Consider the following 22,415-nt stretch of genomic DNA (forward strand, 5'->3'; position numbering starts at 1 on the left):
GGGGAAAGGATCGGGTCAGATCAGGGCTTGATCAGGTCGGCCTCGGTGAGCATCGGCTTGCCGAGTTCCGAGCGGAGCATCTTGACCTGCTCCGGCAGCACCGGGGCGGCCTTGTTGCCAAAGCTGTTGCGGACGAAAGTGAGGACGGCGGCGATCGTTTCGTCGTCTTGGGTCGCGATGACCGGGGTCATCGGCGCGAGCGGCGTGAACACGGCACCCTTCACATGAAGCGGGCCTTGCAGACCGCGGAACTGGATACGGATCAGGTTGGAAACCGGACCAGTCACCCATTCGGAACCAGCGAGCGGCGGACCGACCGGAGGAACACCGGCACCGGCCGGACCGTGACAAGCGGCGCACAAGGCGAAGGTGGCTTGGCCCTTGGCCATCACCGCAGGATCGATCGGCGTGTCAGCAGCGGGCGTGCGCTTGTCCACGGCGGACATGTCGGGACCTGCCTCTGTGGACTTGGCGGTCGCACGGTCAGAACCCGGAACGATTTGGGCATCCACTGCCACCGGCGCCGGCTTCTCGGAAAGCAGCTTCTCGCCGAGACTGGCGAAGACATCGTGCGGCGGCACCTGCACCGTCTTGCCCTTCTCCACTTCCTTGTAAGCGAAGCCCGCCTTCTGCGCGGCATCGACGCCCGCGCGGACTTCGTAGCGCTTGGCGGCAGCCGCTTCTTCCAGCGGGTTCTTTCCGGTGGTGTCGTGAGAGAACAGCTTCAGGGCGAGCACGATCACGCCGAAGAGCGAGAAGACACCCAACGCCCAGATAAAGGCGGAGAAGCGGGTCAGAGGATTGTCGCTGGTCGAGGACATGGGAAAGGGCAGGTAAGTCCGTTCAGTTCGAGACGTTGGCGGACTCGAGGATGCGCGGGTCGCGGTGCGGATAGGTCGCGGTCTGCGTCAGGGCGCGCAGGTAGAAGAAGAGGAAGCCGGAGCCAACGGCGAAGAAGGCGAGAATGTCGAACCAGAAGGCGCCGGGAACCGAGGTCGTGACGCCCTTGAGGGACTCCAGCTTCTCCATCTGCCACGGCGTGCCGAAGTTCGCCATCGTGTAAATGGAGACCGAGCGCTCCGGGATGGTGATGATGTAGTGGTCGAGCACGTGCATCGCCAGCGTGTAGCCGCCCATGATCGCGAGCAGCTTCGGGTTCTTCTTCAGCCATGCCTGCAGAAGGATGACGAAGGGAATGACGAAGTGGCAGAAGACCAGCGCGATGCTGCCGGTGTTCCAGCCGCCGGTGTTGCGATCAAGGAACCATGAGGTTTCCTCGGTGATGTTCGCATACCAGATCAGGAAGAACTGCGAGAAGGCGACGTAGGCCCAGAAGATCGTGAAGGCCAGCAGCAGCTTGCCCATGATGTGGTAGTGCTCCGGACCCGTCACGCGCTTCAGGTAGCCCGCCTTCTGCATCAGGGCGGCGGTGATGATGATCACGGCCATCGAGTTCAGCGCGGCACCGGCGAAGATGTAGACGCCCCACATCGTGGAGAACCAAGGGTAGTTCATGCCCTGCAGCCAGTCGATGGCGGCGAAGGTGATGGTGATCGCGAAGATGATCAGCGTGTAGGTCGAGTGGAAGCGGGCCTTGAACAGGTTCTTGGTGCCCGGATTCGGATCGGTGTCCTGATTCACGGAGAACTTGCGCAACGTGCGGATCACCAGGCCGAGGCCGATGAAGTAGAAGAAGAAGCGGGTATACCACGCCACCTTGTTCATGTACCACAGCTTGTTCACCAGCAGACCCTCGTGATCCTTCGCAAGCGCGGCCTTCATCGACTCGCTGCCGTAGAAGCCGCCGAGGAAGCCATCGAAGTAGCCGCCGCCGTGGTGCTTGAGAGCGTCACCGTGGATATTCATCCACTCGTAGAGCCACCGCTGGACCTGTGGGAACAGGAGCGGCAACGCAAAGATGAACATGAAAGGGAACACCGAACCCAGGTTCTCCATGATGCGGCGGACCGAAGTCCCCCACCCCGAGTTGGAGACATTGTGGAGCAACGTCCAGAAGCAACCGCCGGCCGCCAGCGTGAAGAACAGGAACATCGCGAACAGCCACGAGTAGGCGAACTGCGCTTGGATCTTCTCAGGAGCCCCGAAGAGCAGATAAGCGCTGATGATGCCGAGCAAAACAGCCGCACCGCCCGCGATGCGCTTGACGTTCTCGACGCTCGAATTGACGAGGCGCTCGCCGTCGACCGGGATGTCGGCAGAAGTGACGTGGTGGTGTGCCATCGGGGAAAGGTGATTACTTGGCTTGCGTGGCGATGCCCTTGTCGAACGCGTCCTTCACGACGTCGTAGGGAGCCTTGCGGGCGAGTTGCAGGGCGCGGACGTAGGAGACGACAGCCCAGCGGTCGCGCAGGGCGATGTTGTGCTTGTAGCCGCTCATGTTGCCCTTGCCGTCGGAGATCACTGAGAAGATGCGACCGTCCGGGTAGGTGGCCTGTCCGTAGGTGTCCTGCGTCAGGTTGGCGATGCCGGGGACGCCGAAGTGGCTGGTCATGCCCTGGCCGTCGCCCGACTTGCCGTGGCAGATCGCGCAGTTGACGTTGAAGACTTCTTCGCCGCGCTTGATGAAAGCGCCGACGTTCTCGGCAGTCAGGCCGAGTTCTTCCGGCATGCCATTGGCGTAGTAGCCGTCGATGCCACCGGTGGCGAGGTGACCGGTGCCGCCGCCGAACTCTTGCTCGGGGATGCCGCCGATTTCCTTCAGGCCTTCCGGGTTCAGGCCCAGCGCCTGGGTGCCGTGGACCGGCTGGCGCGCGCCTTGGCCGTCAGCGAAGAATTCGTCCGGCTTCTGCGGCTTGAGCTTGTCCTGCTCGTCCATGTCCGGGAACAGCCGGATCGGCGCGTCCGGGGACTTGCTGCCACGCACCGGCATGAGGCCGATGAACAGGGCTGCGATGATCGCGTAGGCGAGGAAGAAGTATTTCACGACGGGAAATCTGGGAGTTGGGCGCGGAGGGGATCAGTCCTCTTCTTCGACGAGTTCGATGCTCTTGCCGCCGATTTCCTCAAGGAACTGGCGGGTGCCTTCGGGGCTGAATTTCGGGTCGCGAGCTTCAAGGGCGATGAAGAACGCGTCGTCGGTCGCGCGGTGGAATTGGTGGCTGGCGAACAGCGGGTGGTTCAGGCGCGGCAGCTTCATCAGCGCCAGCAGGCCGAACAAGGTGGTGAAGCCCGAGAACAGGATCGTCAGCTCGAACATGATCGGGAAGAACGCCGGCACCGTGAAGATGTTCGCGGGCTTGCCCTGCACCACGGTCGGATAGCTCTCGATCGCGTGGTTCAGACCTGGCAGCCAGCCCCAGATCTCGGTCTGGGTGGCGGAAGCGAGGAAGAAGCCGGTGAAGGTGCCGAGCATGCCGCCGAAGAAGACGAACCACGGTAGGATCGAACGCTTCATGCCCATGGCGCCATCAAGGCCGTGCACGGGATACGGCGTGTGGCAGTCCCATTTGCGGTAGCCGGCGTCGCGCACCTTTTCCGCGGCCTTGTAAAGGGCGGAGGCGCTGCCGAATTCGGCCAGGTAACCGTAAACGCGTTTGCGGGTAGTACTCACGGATCAGGGATGCCGGTTGAAATGATTAGGCCTTGGCTTCGACGGCGCCTTTCGAGTGGAGCTCGTGCTGGTAGGCGGCCACGACCTCGGTGCCATGGTCGGGGTGATCGTTGTAATCGTCGAAATGCGGATCGGACTCGAGCAGGGTCCACTTCACTTCCGCGATGTTGATGCACGGCAGGAAGCGTAGGAAGAGGAGGAACAGCGACAGGAACATGCCGATGGTGCCGATGAAGAGCGAGATTTCGACGAAGCTCGGCGAGTAGGTCTTCCAGTCACCCGGCAGGAACATGCGGCCCAGGGTGCCGACGATGATGACGAAGCGCTCGAACCACATGCCGACGTTCACGCACATCGACACGGCCATCACGACCCAGAGATTCTCGCGGCACCACTTGAACCAGAAGAACTGCGGGGAAAGCACGTTGCAGCTCATCATCGCCAGATAGGCCCACCAATACGGGCCGGTGATGCGGATGCGGAACGCCTCCATTTCATAGAGCGCGCCCGAGTAGTAGGCCACGAACAGCTCCATCAGGTAGGCGTAGCCGACGATCGTGCCGGTCAGCAGGATGATCTTCGCCATGTTGTCGATGTGCTTCATCGTGATCAGGTCCTGCAGCCCGTAGAGCTGGCGGGCCGGGACCATGATGGTGAGCACCATCGCGAAGCCACCGAAGATGGCGCCTGCGACGAAGTACGGCGGGAAGATGGTGGTGTGCCAGCCGGGGACGACCGAGGTGGCGAAGTCGAAGGACACGACCGAGTGCACGGAGAGCACCAGCGGGGTCGAAAGGGCCGCCAGGAGCAGGTAGGCCATTTCGTAGTGGCTCCACTGGCGGTTACCACCGCGCCAGCCGAGGGAGAAGATGCCGTAGAGCATCTTGCGCAGGCCCGGCTTGCAGCGGTCGCGGATGGTCGCGAGGTCCGGCACCATGCCGAGATACCAGAAGATCAGCGAGATCGTGAAATAGGTCGAGACCGCGAACACGTCCCACAGCAGCGGCGACTTGAAGTTCTGCCAGATCGAGTTGGCGTTCGGGATCGGCGCGAGGAACCACGCCATCCACACGCGGCCGACGTGGAATGCCGGGAAAATGCCGGCGCACATCACCGCGAAGATCGTCATCGCCTCAGCGGCGCGGTTGATCGACGTTCGCCAGTTTTGCCGCGTTAGGAAAAGCACCGCGGAGATCAGGGTTCCCGCGTGACCGATACCGATCCAGAACACGAAGTTCGTGATGTCCCAGCCCCAGAAGGTGCGGTTGGACATGCCCCACACGCCGACACCCGTCGAAACGAGGTAGGTCAGGCTAAGGCCCACGCCGACCATCGCAATCAGCGCGGACGGGAGGAACAGCAGCCACCACAGCAGGGGCTGGCGATTCTCCACCACACTGACGATGCGGTCGGAGATCCAATGATAGGAGCGGCCGCTCAGAATGAGCTTTTCGCGCTTCAGAACCGGAAGTTTCGGTCCCTGGCGGGTTGTGCTCGGCGCGTGTTCGGTGGCGGAGGCCATGATCGGATGGAAGAAGGATGACTGAGCTCGTGGACTGACCGGGATCAGTGCATGTGAATGGTGGCTTTGCCGATGAACGGGGCATCCGGCATGTGCTCATTCGGGTTCTTGACGCGTGCCAGGTAGCTGGTGCGCGGCTTGGTGCCGATGTAGTTGAGAAGGTCGTAGTTGCGATCCACACCCTTGGCGCGGTTCACCACCGCTTCGGCACCGTCCAGCATGTTGCCGAACTCGATGCCACCGGCCGGGCAGGCCTCTTGGCAGGCGACCTTCACGGAGTCCACCGGGATGCGCAGCGTGTGCGTGGTGACGTTCGAATCCGGCGAGGCCTTGCCGGCGAGCAGGGCTTCCTGCTTCTGGCCGCGCTTCTGGCGGATCTTGGCGTCCTTGAGACGCTGCACGCAGTAGGTGCACTTCTCCATGACACCGCGCATGCGGACGGAGACGTTCGGGTTGCGCTGGAGGTGCGGCGCGGTGCCGACCTGCTTCTCGCCGAAGGGACCCTTGTAGAGGTTGTGGGCGATCAGCGGGTTGCGCTTGTTGTAGTCGAAGAAGTTGAAGCGACGGGCCTTGTACGGGCAGTTGTTCGCGCAGTAGCGGGTGCCGATGCAGCGGTTGTAGGCCATCGCGTTGAGGCCGTCCTCGGTGTGAACCGTGGCATTGACCGGGCAGACGGTTTCGCACGGCGCGCTTTCGCACTGCACGCAAGCCACCGGCTGCGGCACGAAGGACGGGCTGCCGGGGTCGAACTTGTTGTGCTCGTCGATCGCGTAGTAGCGATCCATCCGGATCCAGTGCATTTCACGGCCGCGGGCGACCTGATCCTTGCCGACGATCGGGATATTGTTCTCCGCCTGGCAGGCGATGAGACACGCGTTGCAGCCCATGCAGGAGGACAAGTCGATCGACATCGCCCACTGGTGGAGGGTGTCGCTCAAGTGCGGCACGCCCTTGTTGTTCTGCTGCTTGTAGAGGGAGGTGTTTTCCGGGGCGTGGGCGTCGTTGCCCTGCTTCTTCACGCCTTCGAGCTGGGTGGCGAAGCTGCCCTTCTCCTCGTCCGTCATGGTCGAGACCTCACGGGCGAGCGCGCGGCCATACATCGCGTGGTGCTCCTGGATGACGGCCAGCGGGTAACGCTTGTTGGCCTTTTCAACCGTGGCACCGGTGACGAAGTAAGGCGCGGCGGAGGTCCGCAGCGGGTAGACATTGAAGCCGGAGTTCACGCCGACCAAGCCCACCGTGCCGGTGTTCTTCGGACCGCGATTGAACTTGTCCTCGTCGTTGAAGCCTTGGCCGTAGCCGAGAGGCAGCACGATGGTCTTTTCGGCCTGGCCGAAGGAAATCATCACCGGGATCTCGATCGTGGCACCATTGACGGTGATCTTGATCATCGGGCCGGTGCGGTGCTCGCCTTCGCCGTCTTCGCCGACGTTGGTCCGCTTGCCGAGCGCGCTGACCTTCTCGAGCTCCACGATCTCATGGTAGAGATCCATGTCCTTCGCGGTCTGCGGCGCAATGAGCGCGGCATTGTCCCAGCAAAGCTTGGAAATCGGATCGGGAGCTTCCTGCAGCCAGCCGTTGTCGATCCAGCGGCCGTCGTAAATCGAGGAGTCGGTCGCGAAAACGATCTCGTAGGTCCCCTCGGCACCAGCGGCCGGAGCAGCAGCGGCACCAGCGGCCAAGGTGGCAGCCACGGTCTCGAACTTGGTGCCGGCATGGAAACCGTCGCGGAGAAGCTTCTTCCAAGGCTCGCTACCCTTGCCGCCGACCGTTTCGAAGGTCTTGCGGACCGCATCGTAGGCCGGGGAAGGCTTGCCATCGGCAGCTTCGCCGGTGACGAGCTTGCCGTCATCGGCCAGCAGTGCGGAAAGGACTTCCAGCTCGCTCGCGCAGTCGCTGTAGAGCGGCAGGATCATCGGCTGCACCACCGTGTAGACACCATTGACCGTGCGGGCATCCGACCAGCTTTCGAGGTAGTGGCTGGTAGGCACGTGCCAGGTCGCGGCCAGCGCGGTGGCGTCGGTGCGTTCGCCGAAATGGATGACGGTCTTCGCCTTGGCGAAAGCGTCGGCGATCTTGAGATCGGCCGGGGCGTCGAGAATCGGGTTGGCCGGGGTGAGCAGGATCACCGTCTCAACTGCGGCGCCATCAAGGTCGGCCTTCAGCTTGGCGATGTCGCCGAAGCCTTCGTTCTCGGTGCGGACGTAGCGCAGGGCCTTGCCTTCGCCGACGTTGCCGAGCTTCTCGTTGATGGAAGCGACCAGCGTCTGGATCGCGTCCGGCAAACGGGAACCGGCGAGCACGATTGCCTTCCCCTTGGCTTCCTTCAGGTCAGCGACCAGCGGTGCCAGCCAGGAAATCGTCTTGTCGTCCGTCGTTGGGGTGCCTCCGGAGACACCGAGCTCCCTGCCGATATAAGCGGCGATACCGGCCAGCTGGCTCGGAGCCACGCGCAGGCGGTGATCCGCCATGCCGCCGGTCAGCGAGAAGGCGCTCTCCACCGCGTAAAGGCGGTTCATCGAGGAGGCATCGGCCTTCTTCGAGTAGTCCTTTCCTTCCGGCTTGCGGCGCTCGAAGAACGGGATCGTGGAGCCTTGGAAATCGAGGCAGGCGAAGTCGCAATCGAGCGCGACCACGCGGTCGGCCTTGGCGAAATCAGCCACGGCGCGGACGCCATCGCCGAAGACCTTGCCACCGCTCAGTGCTTCGTAGCTGTAGAACTTCGCGCCGGAGAACTTCGCGGCGAGCTCCTTGGCCAGGCGCGAGCGCGTCGGGGAAACATCGGCACCGAAGACAAAGCCCACCTTGGCGGACTTGTCAGCGGCCAGTGCAGCGAGCGCGGCCTCGAACTCGGCGCGGGAGGACGGCTTGCCCTGCTTCAGCACCTTGCGCGAGCGCGAGGGCGAATACAGGTCCAGCACGGAAGCCTGCGTGAAGGCGTCGGTGCCCGTGACGTCCGGGTGCAGCGAGTTCGGCGCGACCTTGGTCGGGCGGCCTTCGAAAGTGGTGACTACCAGCGGCACCGCACCGGAGGCGGAAGGACGGCTGGAAGCATAATAGGTCGCCTTGCCGGGGATGATCCACTCGGGCGCCTTGTTGTAGGGGACGATGTAGCTTTCCGGGCGGCGGCAGGCGGCCATGCCGAAGCCGGCCAGCGCGGTCGAGGCTCCCATCAGCTTCAGGAAGGAACGGCGCGAGGTCTCTGCGTCCTCCTCATTGTCCATTTCCGCCACTCCCTGCGGGAACTCCCGCTCCATCCACGAGCGGAATTCCGGAGTGTCCTCAAGCTGTCCGAGGCTGCGCCAGGAAACGGTGGTTTCACCGGCTGGGACTTCGGGATGTTGCCAGATGCGTTTGCTCATGGGCGGCGGAGAATCAAAAGATCAGGGAAAAACGGGCGGAAATCAGTGGTGGCAGGTGGCGCAGGTCGTCTTCGGCGCGATTTGCCAGTGCTCCTTGAGCTTGAGGCCGAGGTCCTCGGTGGTCTTCACCCCGGCGTCCTTGGTATACTTCGACACGTCCGCGTCGCTGTACTTCAGGTTGTAAACTTCCTCCAGCGGGCGCAGGTGCTTCTCCGGCGCGCGGTGGCAATCGAGGCACCAGCCCATCGACAGGCTGTTTTCCTGATAGACCACTTCCATCTGGTCGATCCGGCCGTGGCAGCTCTGGCAGGAAATGCCGCGGTTCACGTGCGCGGAGTGGTTGAAATACACGTAGTCCGGCGTCTTGTGGATGCGGACCCACTGGATCGGCTTGCCGAAGTCCGGGCTCTTCAGCGTGGGATCCATGCGGTCCCGCAGCGGCTGGAGCTTCGCGCTGTCCTTGGCCACGTGCTGGTGGCAGTTCCAGCAGGTGTTGTTGCCCGGGACGTTCGAGGTGCCGGAAACGTCGACGAAAGAGTGGCAGTAGCGACAGTCGAGGCCGAGCTGATCTACGTGGATCTTGTGCGAGAACGGGATCGGCTGCGACGGCTGGTAGCCTTCCACCAAGGTCTTCGGTGTCGCGTAGTAGGTGAACGCAAGCACCGCTCCACCAGCGACCGAAGCGGCGCATACGGCGATTTTCAGCGGCAGCAAATTGGTCCAGCGCGGGAAGAAATTGGCCATGACGAAGGTGCTTCGGTGATGCTCGGCGAGGAAATTTAGGGCGCTTGTGAAATTTTTCACAAGCTCTTTCGCGACGCATCCCGGGAAGGTAGAGCGGCGCGGGCGCGGAGTCTGCAAACCCCCTCCCGCACTGGCAACCGGAAAAACCGCTAGATTTCCAAAAAACCTGCGCCATCCCACTTGCTCATGCGGAAAGCCCGGAACAATCGCGGCCTCACATGCGGGTCACTCATCCCCTGACGTCCTCAATCTCAAGAATCGACGGGAGGTGTCGCCGGCGGGCAAAGGGATCCGCAGCAAACCTCCCGCCGGCTCCGGCAGCTCTGTCATCAGATACCAGACCTTCAGGTCCCCGGACCATTCCACCTGCGGCACCGTGCCGACAGTCACGCTAGCCCCCATATTGACCTCCGCCTCCAGCCCGCCAGCCTCGGTGCGGTGAAACGTCCAGCGCGGTTCCGGCGCTCCGCCTTGCGGCCAGAGCGGCAGCGCGGTCGCCCTCGGCGCCGATGCTGCCATCGTGCTACCCGCCACAGCGGGCTCCGGGAAATAATAGACCTCCAAACCCTGATCCCACCCGTCCCCGGTGAACGATGCGTAGGAGTGAACCGCAGCACCGTCCAGCAACGCGATGTGGCCGCCGCTTGTGAAATAGTGGGTACCGGCCCCATTGGGATGAAGATAGCGCGGTGAGGAACTGCGATCCTCCCACAGCACCACCGGTAGCCACGATTCCGCGTTCGGAGGAGTGGGATTGATGATGATGATCACGCTGCTGGTCGAAACCTTCGACGCGACGGAAGCCGGTGCCGACGAAGGAGCCAGACCTGCCAGGAAATTCCCCCCCGCTGCCAGAATACGACCGCCTCGCGTGGCCACCTGAACCCCAAGCCCCGGCACCGGCTTGTTTGCCAGCGACGCCAGTTTTCCCAAAAGAGTCCCGCTGGACGCATCGAACAACCACACCGCACCTCCTCCATTTCGCGGCTCGCCCACCACCAGTTGGTCGCCATCCACAGCGATCGAAATCCCGAAAATCCCTCCCGCCGCCGGCTCCGGATTGGAGATCTCGTGGATCAGGGAGAAATCCGCCACCGAATAGCCATACACCTTCCCGAAAGGCATTCCGGACGGCGGCGAGGCGACCCACAAGGTGCCCGCGGAGAACGCCAAATCGTAGCCGAATCCCGGCGACCCGTCCGGTGCCTCGATCACCCGCAATTCCTTGCCGCTCGCCGCATCCAGAATCCTCACCCGGCCCGAAGCTCCGCCAGCCGCCTGTCCCTCTCCTGCTGCCAGATACTGGCCGGCAAGCACCATCGCCTTCGGCCGCTCTGCCGACTTCGACTTCCAACCCTTCACCCCGCGCTCCAGGCCCGACAGTTGGAGGCCATTCTGCGCTTTGTTGGTAATCGTCGAAAACACCACCCGTGGCCCGGCGGGTTCGAGCGCTCTCAGCGCCACCGCGCCCTTCGGCATCATCGTCCGTGACTCCCCGGTCAAAATTTCTCCGGAGACACGGAAAGTGTCGACGAATCCGGTATATCCAGCGAGCAGGCGGTCCCCATCCGCCAGCAAGGTTTGGGCGATCTCCTTGCCACCGAGTTTGACCTGCTTCGTGAGGAGAAAGTCATCATCGGCCAGCCTCACCGGAACCAGTTGAATGCTCGTCGCCCCCGATTCGCGGTCGGTCAGGCGCACCTCCACGTCGAAGGTCCGGGTAAACCGCACCGCCCCATCATCGGGCGGCGACGCCTGCAACTGGAAGCGTCCGTCGCCATCCACCGATATCCCCGTCACCCCGAGAGCGGGATCAGCCGTCAAAACCTTGCAATCGATGGCCTTGTGCGAGCGCTCGGCCCGCGCCACCAACTCTTGGAAACCACCGCCTTCCACCAAGGCCTGCGCGGAAAAATCCAGCACCGGGAATCCGTCGAAGAACCCCCACCGCATCAGGCTATCAACCGAACTTCCGATCCCGGTCACTGTCAGAACCTCGTTCCCTTCCACCCTCCGGAAGCGATCTGGCATCTCCTCCAGCAGCTCACCGGTGACAGCATCGAATTGGTAGATCTTTCCTCCCATTCCTCCCTGCTCGGCCCACTCGAACGTGGTCGCGCTCGCATAAAAATAAGGCCCGCTGTTCGGGGTCATGGGAGACAACCCGACACACCCCAGACGGCTCGCTTCGGCGACTCCCTCCGGAAAGACCACACTGGAAGCATTGGATCTCTCGAATTCCGACTGGGCGCCGATGTCGAAGGTGATTCCCAGTTTCCTCGGACTACTCGACCCGAGGATCCGGCCCGTGGTCACCGGTCGCTCACAACGCGCACCGGAGATACCGGTCAGATGCAGTTCAAAGGACTCGGATGATTCGATCGTGAAGTCCTCGATCAGCGGCACTTCCACCACCGCCTCGGTCGCTCCCGGTGCGAGCGTGGCAGTGCCCCCCACCGGCGCGTAATCGACACCCGCCTCCGCACCGCGCGGACGGGTTTCGTAGGAAAAGCTCACCGGCACTTGCGAAGCGGGCTCCAGCCTCACCTTGAAGCGCATCACCCCGTCAATCTCCCGCCCCACCGCCGGATAGATCTCAAGCTGGCTGACCGGCGTGGTGTTCAAGCGCACGATCGACGTCTCAAGCGGCGACAGAATGAACAACTCGTTTTCCTTGCCCCCGCGGATCGAGCCCATACTCAATCCGGCTGGAAGGGTCACCTTCGTGAACTTGGCCTCTTTTTCGCCAGGAGCGATCCTCAGGAGATCCCGCAGCCCGCTTTTGATATAAACAGCCTCCTCCGTCTCCGTTATGCCGCTTATTCCAATATCCCTCGCCAGCCCGGGAACGCGCTGGATCGATTCCGCTTCCTCGGCACCCCAGGCAAGCAGATGAAAAGCGCCGCCTTGCTCGAAAAGCGCGAAGTGCCGGCCGAAATGGCGGACCGTCTCCGGCTTTGCCTTCACCCGTGATACCTTCGCCTTCACCACCTCCCCAGGCCGGTAAGGCGGCTGCTCCATCCGGGCAAAGACATGACCTTGCCTCGTGCTGCCATGGAGCACGAAGTCATTCTCGCGCGCCACTAGAGCGACCACATACATGCCAGGATCCACCCCGCGCAGGATGTGGGACCTGTCGCGGGTGATGAAGCCGAGATGGCCGCCTTCGTTTGGATAGTTGCCTCCCCTCAAGACGACGTCGTGGTCCGAAGCTCCCATGAACTCCCAATTGGGGGGATACACGAAAGATTTCGGCGTGCCTCCCAAGGTCAGGGGCTGCTGGACTACAAAATCGTTGCTCCGTCCCACAATCATCGTGTCGCCCCGCATCACGATGTCGTCGCTCCAATCCAATTCCCATCCTTTGGAAAAAACCGGCTCACCCGACTGCACCCAATAGGTGATCCCTTCGACCAACTTCCCTTCCCGCTCAAAACTTGCATCGACTACCGGACCTGCGTCCGAGACCTCCCACCTCGATAGCCACCTTGCGGAGAATTCATAGACCTTCTCGATCCTCGGCTGCGGCGCTGGCAATGGCTCCGCTGCCACCGCCGGAATCACTCCCGCAACAAACGCCAGCCAACCCCATCCGGACTTCCCGCAGCCTGCAACCATCATCGGAACGAACGCTACACCGGCATGGTGTTGGCAAGTCAATCGACTTTCCTATGAGTGGTTATCAACCACATGACACATCATTGTCACACACCCTTTCAATCCGGCGCCAGCCGCTTCAGGGAGACATCTTGTACAGCAGCCGGATCGCCTTCGTTTCGTCCTGCGCGGCACCGCGCTTTTTCACCGACTTGGCGAACCCCGCATCCCGCGAAAACTCGAAAAGCCAATAGAAACCATCCTGATGGTAGATGCGGAACTCGTCCTTCGAGACCGGCTCCCATTTCGTTAGCCAATTCATTGAGCCGGGCACCTTCAGCTTTCCTCCGGGAAGGAATTGGAAGCGGTCGAAAACGCTGCCGTCATGCTTCAGCCATTCACAGTTTTTGGCCGCCACCAACACGGCCCCCAGATCGTCCGCGGTCGCGATCTTGTCAGGAACTACCCCTCCCGCCGTTGCAGGAGCCACCGTGGAAGCCTCCAGCTTGGCGATTTCGGTATTCAGCAGCGCCTTCGCCTCCATGTCGCTCGCCTTTTCGGCGCGGGCATGGAGCACCTTTAGCTTGGCCAGGTATTGCTTGTCTTGCTCCTGCATCGCCGCCTCGCGCGCGGTGCGGAGTTCCTCGAATTGCTTGGCCAAGGGCGTCTGCGCCATCAGCGGACCAACCAGCCAGACACACAGGAGAACTCGCCATCTCATATCGTGAGAATTCCCCGCCGCGAAAATCCCAGTCAATGGCAAACCGGCGCTCGAGGGTCCGACTTTGGTATACCACGAGGCCGCGTTTAGCCCGTCACGCCTCCGCCGGCCCCTTCCAATTCAGCCCCTTCTGATCCCGCCACTGGCGGAATTGGGCGAACTGCTCCTTCTTCGGAAGCTCACGTCGCGAGGGATCTTCGGCCAGGAATTCGGCGAACCACTTCTTCTGCTCTCCCGTCGCCTCCTTGCGGTCCGCCAGTTCCTGGACTGCCGCCGATGCCTGCGTTGGCGGCGCGACCATCCGGAACAGCTGGGAAACCCGCCCCGACAGCCGCAGCACGGCAATCAGCAGCACCAGTTGCAGGAAAACCACCGTGCCGAAGGCGGTCGGCAGGAACCACGGTTCGTCGATCATGGGGCTGCGGTAGCTTTGAGGACGTAGGCCCCTTTCTCGAGTTTGTCGTAGGTCGTCGCCCGGATCATATAGTGCCGGCCAGCCCGTGCCGTGAACGTCGCCCGGGCGTTGTCGATGCCGCCCGCAGGACCGCCGATGTCGCCCTCCGTCACCACCGTCAGGTCGGTCGCATCGATCACGATCAGGTAGGCATCGAATTTCGCCGATTCCAAGGTGGCCACCACCTCTTGATCAGCGGCCCCTGCGTTGAAGAGATAGTCGTATTTGAAAGTCAGGTACTGCTCGTCGAGCTCGCTGGCGGCCGACAGCTTGCCGCTCGCCGAGCCGCCGATGCTGATCGCGCCGACGCTGCTCTTCTTCGCCCCGGCGACCGGAGCCGTGGCGGCGAGCTGATAGAGGCCGATATCCCGCTCCTCGCTGGACGAGGCGCGCAGCAAGTAGCTCTTTCCAGGGATCGGGACGAATCGCAGCCCGGCATCGTTGCTCTTGCCCGCGAAGTTGTCGTTGCCGGCGACCAGCCGACCGCTCTCGCCATCGATCAGCGACAGGAAATCATCGATTCCCTTGGCCGCGCTCCCCTTGGACGTCATGTGGAATTCCACCAGCTTGCCCGTCGTCAATGACGAGGTATCGAGCAGGTAGTCGTCCTTGTAGTAGGTGGCTCCGGGCAGGAACACCGGGTCCACGACATCGCTGGATGAAAGGGATCCGCTCAAGGCCTTCGCCCGCGGCACCGCCAGCAGCGGCAAGGCTTCCAAGGCCACCGGATCGAAGACATTCAGCTGGAAAGCACCCGCCTCGCCACTGGCCGTGGTGGTCGCCCAGATCCGGTAGCTGCGTCCTTCCTCCGGAGTGAACTCATACCACTCGTCGGTCCCATCGAGCCCGATTCCCGCGTTGGTCTCGACTGGGACGATGCCGCCGCCGTTCCCCAGCGCTTCCACCTTGAGCGCCGCATCGAAACCCACGGAACGCAGCGAGATCGCCACCGGGCCGGTGCCCGACGGGAAATCCAGCGCGTAGGTCTGATAGAGCCGGCTATTGAAGGTCCGGTCCAGCGTTCCCAGCTGCCCCGACGCCGTGTCGGGATAGCTCAGGGGACGGTCCCCTTGGGCGAGGACTGAGGAAAACCTCACCCTTACCCGATAGACGCCATTGTCCGCGGATTGCGGGAGCCGCCATGTCCCCTTGCCCATGCCAGCGGGAACGGCATTCTCCACGGAATACTCGGAACCTGCCACCGCCGACCACGGCCCGGCCACGGTCGTCGCATGCTCCATGTAATACTCCGCCTCGGGAGCCGTGAAGGGACGCAGGTAGCTGAGGTAAAGGAAGCCACCGGAGACACTCTTCGTGATCACCCCGCCGTCGGGCAGCGCCCACTCCTCGAAATTCGTGCGGCCGTTTTCGTCGAGGTCGAGGTTCTCGCCGCTGCGGCCGTTCGCGCGTTCCCACGCCGCGTAGTTCGGCCGGATGTGGCCGGTGATGAAGTCGCGGTAGTTCCCGATCCGCGTGTAGATCCCATAGTTGCCCGGCTCGGCGCAGCCTTCGCCGAAGCTGACGATGCCCGCCAGCGCCCACCCCGGCGCCCGCGGCGACGGCACCAGCAAGGGCCCGCCGCTGTCTCCCTGGCAGGAGTCGAGGCCACCTTCCGCCAAACCCGCCGGAATCATGTTTTCCGTGAGCGTGCCAGCGTAGGCCGGGCTCGCATTGGCCACGTCCAGATCGGCAATCGGCAACTCCACCTCTTGCAAACGGTTCGGGTAAGACCCTTGCCCGTCCGTGGTGTCTCCCCACCCGGTCACCGTCGCCTCCACCTCGGGAAGCGCGAGCTCGGCGTCATCGATCACCGGGATCGTGGTACCCGTGGCCGGCTGTGCCAGCCGCAGGAGGGCGAAGTCTCCGTCCATCGAGAATTCGTTATAGGTCGGCGAGATGACGATTTCCGACACCGCGATCCGCTGCGCGCCGCTGCCTGGATTCGACAGGTCATTCGTCCCCACCAGCACATTGATGTCCTCCGCCCGGCTGCCGAGCACGCAATGCGCCGCCGTCAGCACCCAGTAGGGATGGACCAGCGAGGCACCGCAGTAAAAGCCATCATACTCATCCGGCTCGTCCGCCTTGAGCAAGGCAACCATCCACGGGTACTCCCCATCCGCCGCCGAATGACCACCGACGATCCGGGGAACCGGGCCGAAGCCGTCCTTCTCCATCTCCTTCTGGATCTTCTCCCGGCCAGCGCGCCGTTCCATGGCGGTAGGATGCCGGCTTTCGGTGACCAGTTGCTTGTCGACGGCCGAGGCTGGGGCGGCGGTCATCCCCCACAGGGTCAGCACGGCAAGACAGACGGCGCGGATCATCGGCGGGAGATTCGCTGGTTTGACGAAAAGGTCGAGCGGAGTTTCCCATCAGGAACTCCGCTCTTTTTCCGGGCAAATTGCCCCCGCCCCGGCTCAGAACGACAGGAAGTTCTCCAGGATGCGCTTCCCATCCTGGGTCAGGATCGACTCCGGGTGGAACTGCACGCCGTGGACCGGATGCTCCTTGTGCCGCAGGCCCATGATGACGCCATCGGCAGTCCATGCGGTGATCTCCAGGCAGTCCGGCAAGGTCTCGCGCTTCACGATGAGTGAGTGATAGCGCGTGGCCTCGAAGGGACTCGCCAGACCGGCGAAGACGCTCTTGCCCTCATGCAGGATCGGCGAGGTCTTGCCGTGCATGAGCTGCGCTGCACGAACGACGTCGCCACCGTAGACTTGGCCGATCGATTGGTGGCCGAGGCAAACGCCAAGGATCGGAGTCGTTGGCCCGAGCTTCTCGATCAACTCACAGGAGATGCCCGCTTCATTCGGCGTGCACGGACCCGGTGAAATGCAGATGCGTTCCGGCTTGAGGGCCTTCACCTCATCCACCGTCAGAGCGTCGTTGCGCACGATCTTCATCTCCGCCCCGAGCTCGCCGAAGTATTGGACGAGGTTGTAGGTGAAGGAATCGTAGTTATCGATGATGAGCAACATGGTCAGTCCTCCAGCGTTTTGGCCAAGGCGATCGCGCGGAGCATGCCCTTGGCTTTGTTGACGGTCTCGTTGTACTCGTAGGTCGGGTTGGAGTCCGCGACCACGCCGGCGCCTGCTTGCACGTACGCCTTGCCGTCTTTAAGCAAGCACGTGCGCAGGGTGATGCACGAGTCGTGGCCACCATCGAAGCCGAAGTAGCCAACCGCACCCGCGTAGGCGCAGCGCTTGCTCTTCTCGAGTTCGTTGATGACCTGCATCGCGCGGATCTTCGGTGCACCGCTGACCGTTCCCGCTGGGAAGGTCGCGCGCAGCACGTCGTAACTGCTATGAGTGTCGTCGAGTGTGCCGGTGACGTTCGAGACGATGTGCATGACGTGGCTGTAACGCTCCACGATCATGAAATCATCGACCTTCACGCTGCCGTGTTTGGCGATGCGACCGACATCGTTGCGCGCGAGATCGACGAGCATCAAGTGCTCGGCGCGCTCCTTCGGATCGGCCAGCAGGTCGGCGGCGAGTTCATCGTCCTCCTCCTGCGTCTTGCCTCTCCAACGCGTTCCCGCGATCGGACGAATGTCGATGCGACCGCCGATGGCACGCACATGAACTTCCGGCGACGAACCCACCAACGCGAAGTCGCCGAGTTCCAGGATGAACATGTACGGCGATGGATTCACATGGCGCAGCGCGCGATAGAGATCCACCGGCGAGCGATGGAAATCCGTCGAGAAGCGCTGGCTCGGCACGAATTGGAACACGTCACCGGCGGCGATGTATTCCTTCCCGCGCAGCACCATGTCTTCGTACTCAGCCTGTGTGGTGTTGCTCTCCGCCGGTGCCGCTTCGACCGGCGCTAGGCCGTTCAGGGCCGGCACATGCAGCGGACGATTCAGCATTTCCACCAGCGCCGAGATCTTGCCGCGCGCGGCGTCATAGGCCTCTTGCAACGAAGCGTGATCGCCGGTGAAAGCGTTCGCGATGATCTGCAGGCGGCGCAGGCGCTGGTCGAAAACGATCAGCGTATCGGCCAGCATGAAAACTGCGTCCGGAATGCCCAGTTCGTCGTTCGGCGCGGCAGGTACCGTCGGCTCGAACTGGCGGATCGCATCGTAGGCGAGGAAGCCGACCAGACCGCCGCAAAACGGCGGCAGGTTGCCGTGCAACACCGGCTTGTAGGGAGCCATGTGGCGCTCCAGCGCGGCGAGCACGTCGTCCTCGACCGTGATCTTTTCCACCGACGAACCCTCGCGGATCGTCAGGTTCTTGTCGCGGGCCTCGATGACCCGTCGCGGGTTCGTCCCGATGATCGACCATCGTCCGCTCTTGTCCGTGCTTTCAGCGCTCTCGAGCAGGAAGGAATGACGCGCGTCGCGCACCTTGAGGTACGCCGACAGCGGCGTCTCGAAGTCCGCGGCAAGCTGGGTGTAGAGCGGGACAACATTGCCCTGCCCGGCCAGCTTGCAGAAGGCCTCGAACGACGGTTCGACCGGAATGGAATTCACAACGCGCGGGAGCATGGCGGCCAAAGGCGGACGCGCAAGCCCTCAGCAACCGTCGTCCGCCATCATTTCCCGGGCTCCCCGCTCCCTTCCGCGACCCAGCGCACCATGCCCGCGAAGTGGGTGGACGGGCTTGGCGGCCGTTCGCAATGGGTGCTGGTGAGGATCACCTTGCCCTTCCCACAGCTGCCTGAAATCACGGCCGGAGTATCCTTCAGCTTGTACTCACCCTTTTCCGGATGGACCTCGTTCTGCGCGAAAGTCGCCCAGACATCAACTTGCCCGGCGGCATCTTCCATCACCTGAAAGCTCGGGCCGCCGTGAATCTCCGCCTTTTCCACCCGGTCCTCCCCCAAGGCACCGGCGCGCCACTTCAAGGGCGTCTGGCATTGCAAGGCGGTGGCGCCGGTGGTCACCGGCAGCAGCTTCAAATACGGGATTTTTCCCGTGGTGCTGCTTCCGAGAAAGGCTCCGGCGCAGATGCCGAGGTAGCCTCCGCCCTTCCTGACAAAATCCACCACGATCGTCCGCCCCTTCTCACCCAGCGCCTTCGATTCCATGCTCGACTTGCCACCACCCATCACCAGCACGTCCGCACGGCTCAGAGCGCCTTGGAGAATCTCCGGAACGCCCACAAGTTCCACCTGCAGTCCTGCGTCGTGCTCGAGTCGCGACCTCAGCCACGAGGGTTCGTGGCCGCTGGAGCTCTGGGCTCCCATGTCGTCGAAGACTGCGACCCGGATCTGCCCGGATCTCGTGGCAGGGAACAGCGACAGGTTTCCCGGCTTCTCCCCTGTCATCCCGAGATGCCGCAGCAATGTCTGGGCGGCGGTCCTCAGTTCGCGCTCCTGCAGGGCAGGGCGCAGGCCGGCATTGCTCTGGAAGCGGGCATTCGTCGTAACGACGATTTCCCCTTCCCTCCCGGTCGCGGGCAAAGCCTCCCAGCCTTTCCCTGCCACTCCGGTCTTCATCGCGCAAAGGGACTTCAGGACCGCAGCCGCCCCTTCACCGCTTCCCTGCACCGTATCCCCACGAAACTGCGGATCGTAGGCGTGGGCGTCCTCATCCTTCCGGAAAACGAGGAGCCGGGCGTCTTGGAAGCGGCTCGTCAGGAGGGAAAGTCCCGGACCCGTTTCCCATCCCGATGAACTCGCGGGTTCCCTCCCGAGATGCTCCCGCGCAAGCACCAGCCGCCCTCTAACCGGCGGGTCATACTGAAGCTGACGCAACACGTCTCTCCCCGCCCCCTCCTCAGGAGCATGAATGATCACCGTCGGGCCCGCCTCGGCGGAATCGAGAACCACGAAATCCACCTCCGCCCTGGCAAGGGATACCAAAAGGAGTTTCCCGCACAAAATAAGCAACCGGCTGATCTTCATGTCCAATTTTTCAACGAGCCCACGCGCCAGCTTTTTCCAACCAAAGCCAAAAACTGATCGTGAATTTCAGGATCTCCCGCACACCTTTTTGCGACAAAAGCGTTGTTTGCCCGCCACCCTTCCAAGTTCTCGGCGGGAATATTCACAAAGGCTTTCGCAAGTTCGAGAAGGCGGGCTTGAGCCTCCATCTGCTCGAATAGCCAGCTTGATCGTGGCTCGCGGGATGCTCCACTCGTCCCATGAGCGAGGAAGCCCTAGATACTCACCACAAGGCTCTTAAAATCAATCTCGACCCACGCTGGTACGGGACCCTCGCCGAGATCGGGGCAGGGCAGGAGGTGGTGCGCTGGTTCTTCCGTGTCGGCGCGGCCGCCGGGACCGTGGCCAAGAGCATTTCCGCCTACGACATGACGGTCAGCGACGCCATCTACGGCAGCGGCGACCGCTACGTCTCCCGCACCCGCCTGCAGGCGATGCTCGACCGCGAGTTCTCGCTGAATGTCGAGCGCCTCGCCGAAAAACGAGGCGACACCACCGCCTTCTTCGCCTTCGCCGACACCGTCGTGGCCCGCAGCTTCAAGGGCGGCAACGAGTGTCACGGCTGGATGGGCGTGAAATTCCAGTCCCGCCCCCGCGACGAGCCCAGCCAGATCCTGATCCACGTCCGGATGTTGGACAACGAGGCCTCGCTCCAACAGGAAGCGCTCGGCGTGGTCGGCGTGAACCTGCTCTACGGCGCCTTTTTCCTCCACCACGAGCCGGAGCAGCTCGTGGAAAGCCTGCTCGACAAGCTGACCACCGGCCGCATCGAGATCGACGTGATCGAGTTCCGCGGCATTGAGTTCCGCTCGGTGGACAACCGGCTTGTTAGCCTCAAGCTCGTCCAGCTCGGCCTCAGCGGCGCGGCGATGTTCGATCCCCAGGGCCAGGTGCTCCAGCCATCGGAGGCGCTCTACAAAAAGGCCGTCCTCGTCGAGCGCGGCAGCTTCCGCCCGCCGACCCACGTGAACCTGGACATGCTCCAGTGCGCGCTGGAGAAATTCACCGCCGACCCCGACGTCGCGGGCAAGCCGGTTCTCCCGATCTTCGAGCTGACCATGCGCAATCTGCTCGCTGGCGGCAACGAGGTCGACCGCCGCGATTTCCTCGCTCGCGCCGACCTGCTCGCCGCCTGCGGGATGACCGTGATGATCTCGGACTACTTCGAATACTACCGCCTCGCCGCCTACATCTCGTGGCGGACGAAGGAGCGGATCGGCATCGTCATGGGCACCCCGAGCCTCACCGAGCTCTTCGAGGAAAAATACTACACCCAGCTCCCCGGCGGCATCCTCGAAAGCTTCGGCCGGCTCTTCAAATACAACCTCAAGCTCTACATCTACCCGCTCAAGAACGCCGAAACCGGCGCTCTAACCACCGTCGACAACCTCGAAGTCGCCCCTGAACTGAAGAAGCTCTACGGCTACCTCGCCGACCGCGGCAGCTTCGTGGCGCTGGACAATTTCAAGCCTGAGTTCCTCCACATCTTCTCGCGGGACGTGCTCAGAAAGATCGCCGCCGGTGACGAGGCATGGGTGGAAATGGTTCCGCCGCAGGTCGCCCAAATGGTCAAGGACCGCCGCTTCTTCGGCTGCCGACCGGCCCTCTAGCCACCTTTCCCCGGGGCCGTCCGTCCCGCGGAGCACCGTTGGGGGGAACGGTGTCTCCGGGGGACAAACGGGGAGGGGAAATCCGGTGTGATTGGCACGGATGAACCGCGTCACCTTTCTTTCACCCGGTCGGGGCCGTCCGATTACCGGAAATTTTCAAATGCGTTAGAGAGCTTCCGTGCCAATATGACGATGCTCATGCCCCCGCATTCCGATGAGTCCCCTCCGTCCGCGCGTTTTGCAACAACGCGCTGGACGCTGTTAGGGAATGCCGGCGAGGCGTCGCGGCGGGACAAGGCATGGGAGCACTTCTCCCGAAGTTACTGGTACCCAGTCTACGCCTACATTCGCCGCCGCGGCCATGGCCCTGACAACGCGAGCGATCTCACCCAGGCGTTCTTCGCCAAGCTCATCGAGCAGGACTGGCTTTCCAAGGTGGAGCAGCGGGACGCCCGGTTCAGCACGCTGCTGGTCACCATCCTGAAAAATTTCCTGATCAAGTCCCACCATCGCGAAACCGCGCAAAAACGCGGCGGCGGCGAGAAGCCGGTGTCGCTGGATCTGGCCCACGCCGAGCACTGGTTCGGTCAGGAACCTGCGACACCGGACGCCCCGGAGGCCTTTTTCGAGAAACGCTGGGCGCACGCGGTCATGGAGGCCGCACTGGCCCGGCTGCGCGAAGAATACGATTCCACGGGCAAGGGAAAGGTCTTCGAAGCCATCAGCCAGTTTCTCTACCGCGAGGCCGTCCCGGGCGACTACGACGCCGTGGGCGAACAGCTCGGCATCCACGGCCGCAGCGTCGCGGTCGCGGTCTATCGGATGCGCACCGATTTCCGCGCCATGGTACGGAATGAAGTCGCCGCCGGCCTGCGGGATGACAGTCTGGTGGAGGAGGAAATGAAGTCGCTGGTCGAGCTGCTAGGGACGTGAACC

17 protein-coding genes are annotated in these 22,415 nt (G+C 62.9%); 2 read left to right on the forward strand and 15 right to left on the reverse strand.

The window, feature by feature from the left end:
- Positions 1-20: 20 nt before the first annotated feature.
- From WKV53_RS08790 to WKV53_RS08860, 15 genes are all read right to left on the reverse strand, one after another.
- The gene (locus tag WKV53_RS08790; protein ID WP_341404201.1) at positions 21-821 is read right to left on the reverse strand and encodes a c-type cytochrome; all 801 of its coding nucleotides are present in this window, start codon (positions 819-821) and stop codon (positions 21-23) included.
- A gap of 22 nt (positions 822-843) precedes the next feature.
- A complete protein-coding gene (locus WKV53_RS08795) occupies positions 844-2,241 on the reverse strand; it encodes a hypothetical protein (protein ID WP_341404202.1) in 1,398 nt (465 codons plus the stop codon).
- A 13-nt stretch (positions 2,242-2,254) separates the two neighbouring features.
- Positions 2,255-2,944 carry a c-type cytochrome gene (locus WKV53_RS08800; RefSeq protein WP_341404203.1) on the reverse strand — a complete coding sequence of 230 codons (690 nt, stop codon included), beginning with the start codon at positions 2,942-2,944 and terminating at the stop codon, positions 2,255-2,257.
- Positions 2,945-2,977: 33 nt separating this feature from the next.
- Complete coding sequence (locus WKV53_RS08805) at positions 2,978-3,571, reverse strand: DUF3341 domain-containing protein (RefSeq protein WP_341404204.1); 594 nt, start codon at positions 3,569-3,571, stop codon at positions 2,978-2,980.
- A gap of 25 nt (positions 3,572-3,596) precedes the next feature.
- Complete coding sequence (nrfD, locus tag WKV53_RS08810) at positions 3,597-5,093, reverse strand: NrfD/PsrC family molybdoenzyme membrane anchor subunit (RefSeq protein ID WP_341404205.1); 1,497 nt, start codon at positions 5,091-5,093, stop codon at positions 3,597-3,599.
- Between the two features lie 44 nt (positions 5,094-5,137).
- On the reverse strand, positions 5,138-8,455 hold the full coding sequence (locus tag WKV53_RS08815; protein WP_341404206.1) for a TAT-variant-translocated molybdopterin oxidoreductase: 3,318 nt from the start codon (positions 8,453-8,455) through the stop codon (positions 5,138-5,140).
- Positions 8,456-8,497: 42 nt separating this feature from the next.
- Complete coding sequence (locus tag WKV53_RS08820; RefSeq protein WP_341404207.1) at positions 8,498-9,199, reverse strand: cytochrome c3 family protein; 702 nt, start codon at positions 9,197-9,199, stop codon at positions 8,498-8,500.
- A gap of 225 nt (positions 9,200-9,424) precedes the next feature.
- A complete protein-coding gene (locus WKV53_RS08825) occupies positions 9,425-12,820 on the reverse strand; it encodes a Calx-beta domain-containing protein (RefSeq protein WP_341404208.1) in 3,396 nt (1,131 codons plus the stop codon).
- Positions 12,821-12,935: 115 nt separating this feature from the next.
- Complete coding sequence (locus WKV53_RS08830; RefSeq protein WP_341404209.1) at positions 12,936-13,517, reverse strand: hypothetical protein; 582 nt, start codon at positions 13,515-13,517, stop codon at positions 12,936-12,938.
- A 94-nt stretch (positions 13,518-13,611) separates the two neighbouring features.
- Complete coding sequence (locus WKV53_RS08835) at positions 13,612-13,932, reverse strand: hypothetical protein (protein WP_341404210.1); 321 nt, start codon at positions 13,930-13,932, stop codon at positions 13,612-13,614.
- Positions 13,929-16,295 (reverse strand): serine protease, encoded by a 2,367-nt coding sequence (locus WKV53_RS08840; protein WP_341404211.1) that lies wholly within the window; start codon positions 16,293-16,295, stop codon positions 13,929-13,931. Before WKV53_RS08840 ends, WKV53_RS08835 begins: the two co-directional genes overlap by 4 nt.
- Positions 16,296-16,388: 93 nt before the next feature.
- Positions 16,389-16,952 (reverse strand): anthranilate synthase component II, encoded by a 564-nt coding sequence (locus WKV53_RS08845; RefSeq protein WP_341404212.1) that lies wholly within the window; start codon positions 16,950-16,952, stop codon positions 16,389-16,391.
- Between the two features lie 2 nt (positions 16,953-16,954).
- Positions 16,955-18,469, reverse strand: a complete 1,515-nt coding sequence (trpE, locus tag WKV53_RS08850; RefSeq protein WP_341404213.1) for an anthranilate synthase component I — start codon at positions 18,467-18,469, stop codon at positions 16,955-16,957.
- Between the two features lie 47 nt (positions 18,470-18,516).
- Positions 18,517-19,755, reverse strand: a complete 1,239-nt coding sequence (locus tag WKV53_RS08855; RefSeq protein WP_341404214.1) for a BPL-N domain-containing protein — start codon at positions 19,753-19,755, stop codon at positions 18,517-18,519.
- 71 nt (positions 19,756-19,826) lie between these two features.
- Positions 19,827-20,018, reverse strand: a complete 192-nt coding sequence (locus WKV53_RS08860) for a hypothetical protein (RefSeq protein ID WP_341404215.1) — start codon at positions 20,016-20,018, stop codon at positions 19,827-19,829.
- A 51-nt stretch (positions 20,019-20,069) separates the two neighbouring features.
- On the opposite strand from WKV53_RS08860, the gene WKV53_RS08865 reads away from it, so the two are divergent.
- Both WKV53_RS08865 and WKV53_RS08870 read left to right on the forward strand, forming a co-directional pair.
- Positions 20,070-21,479 (forward strand): TonB-dependent receptor, encoded by a 1,410-nt coding sequence (locus tag WKV53_RS08865; protein WP_341404216.1) that lies wholly within the window; start codon positions 20,070-20,072, stop codon positions 21,477-21,479.
- Between the two features lie 198 nt (positions 21,480-21,677).
- Positions 21,678-22,412: an RNA polymerase sigma factor gene (locus tag WKV53_RS08870; RefSeq protein WP_341404217.1), complete on the forward strand. Its 735-nt coding sequence runs from the start codon at positions 21,678-21,680 to the stop codon at positions 22,410-22,412.
- Positions 22,413-22,415 lie beyond the last annotated feature (3 nt).

This window comes from Luteolibacter sp. Y139 (genome assembly GCF_038066715.1).
Taxonomy (GTDB): domain Bacteria; phylum Verrucomicrobiota; class Verrucomicrobiia; order Verrucomicrobiales; family Akkermansiaceae; genus Haloferula; species Haloferula soli.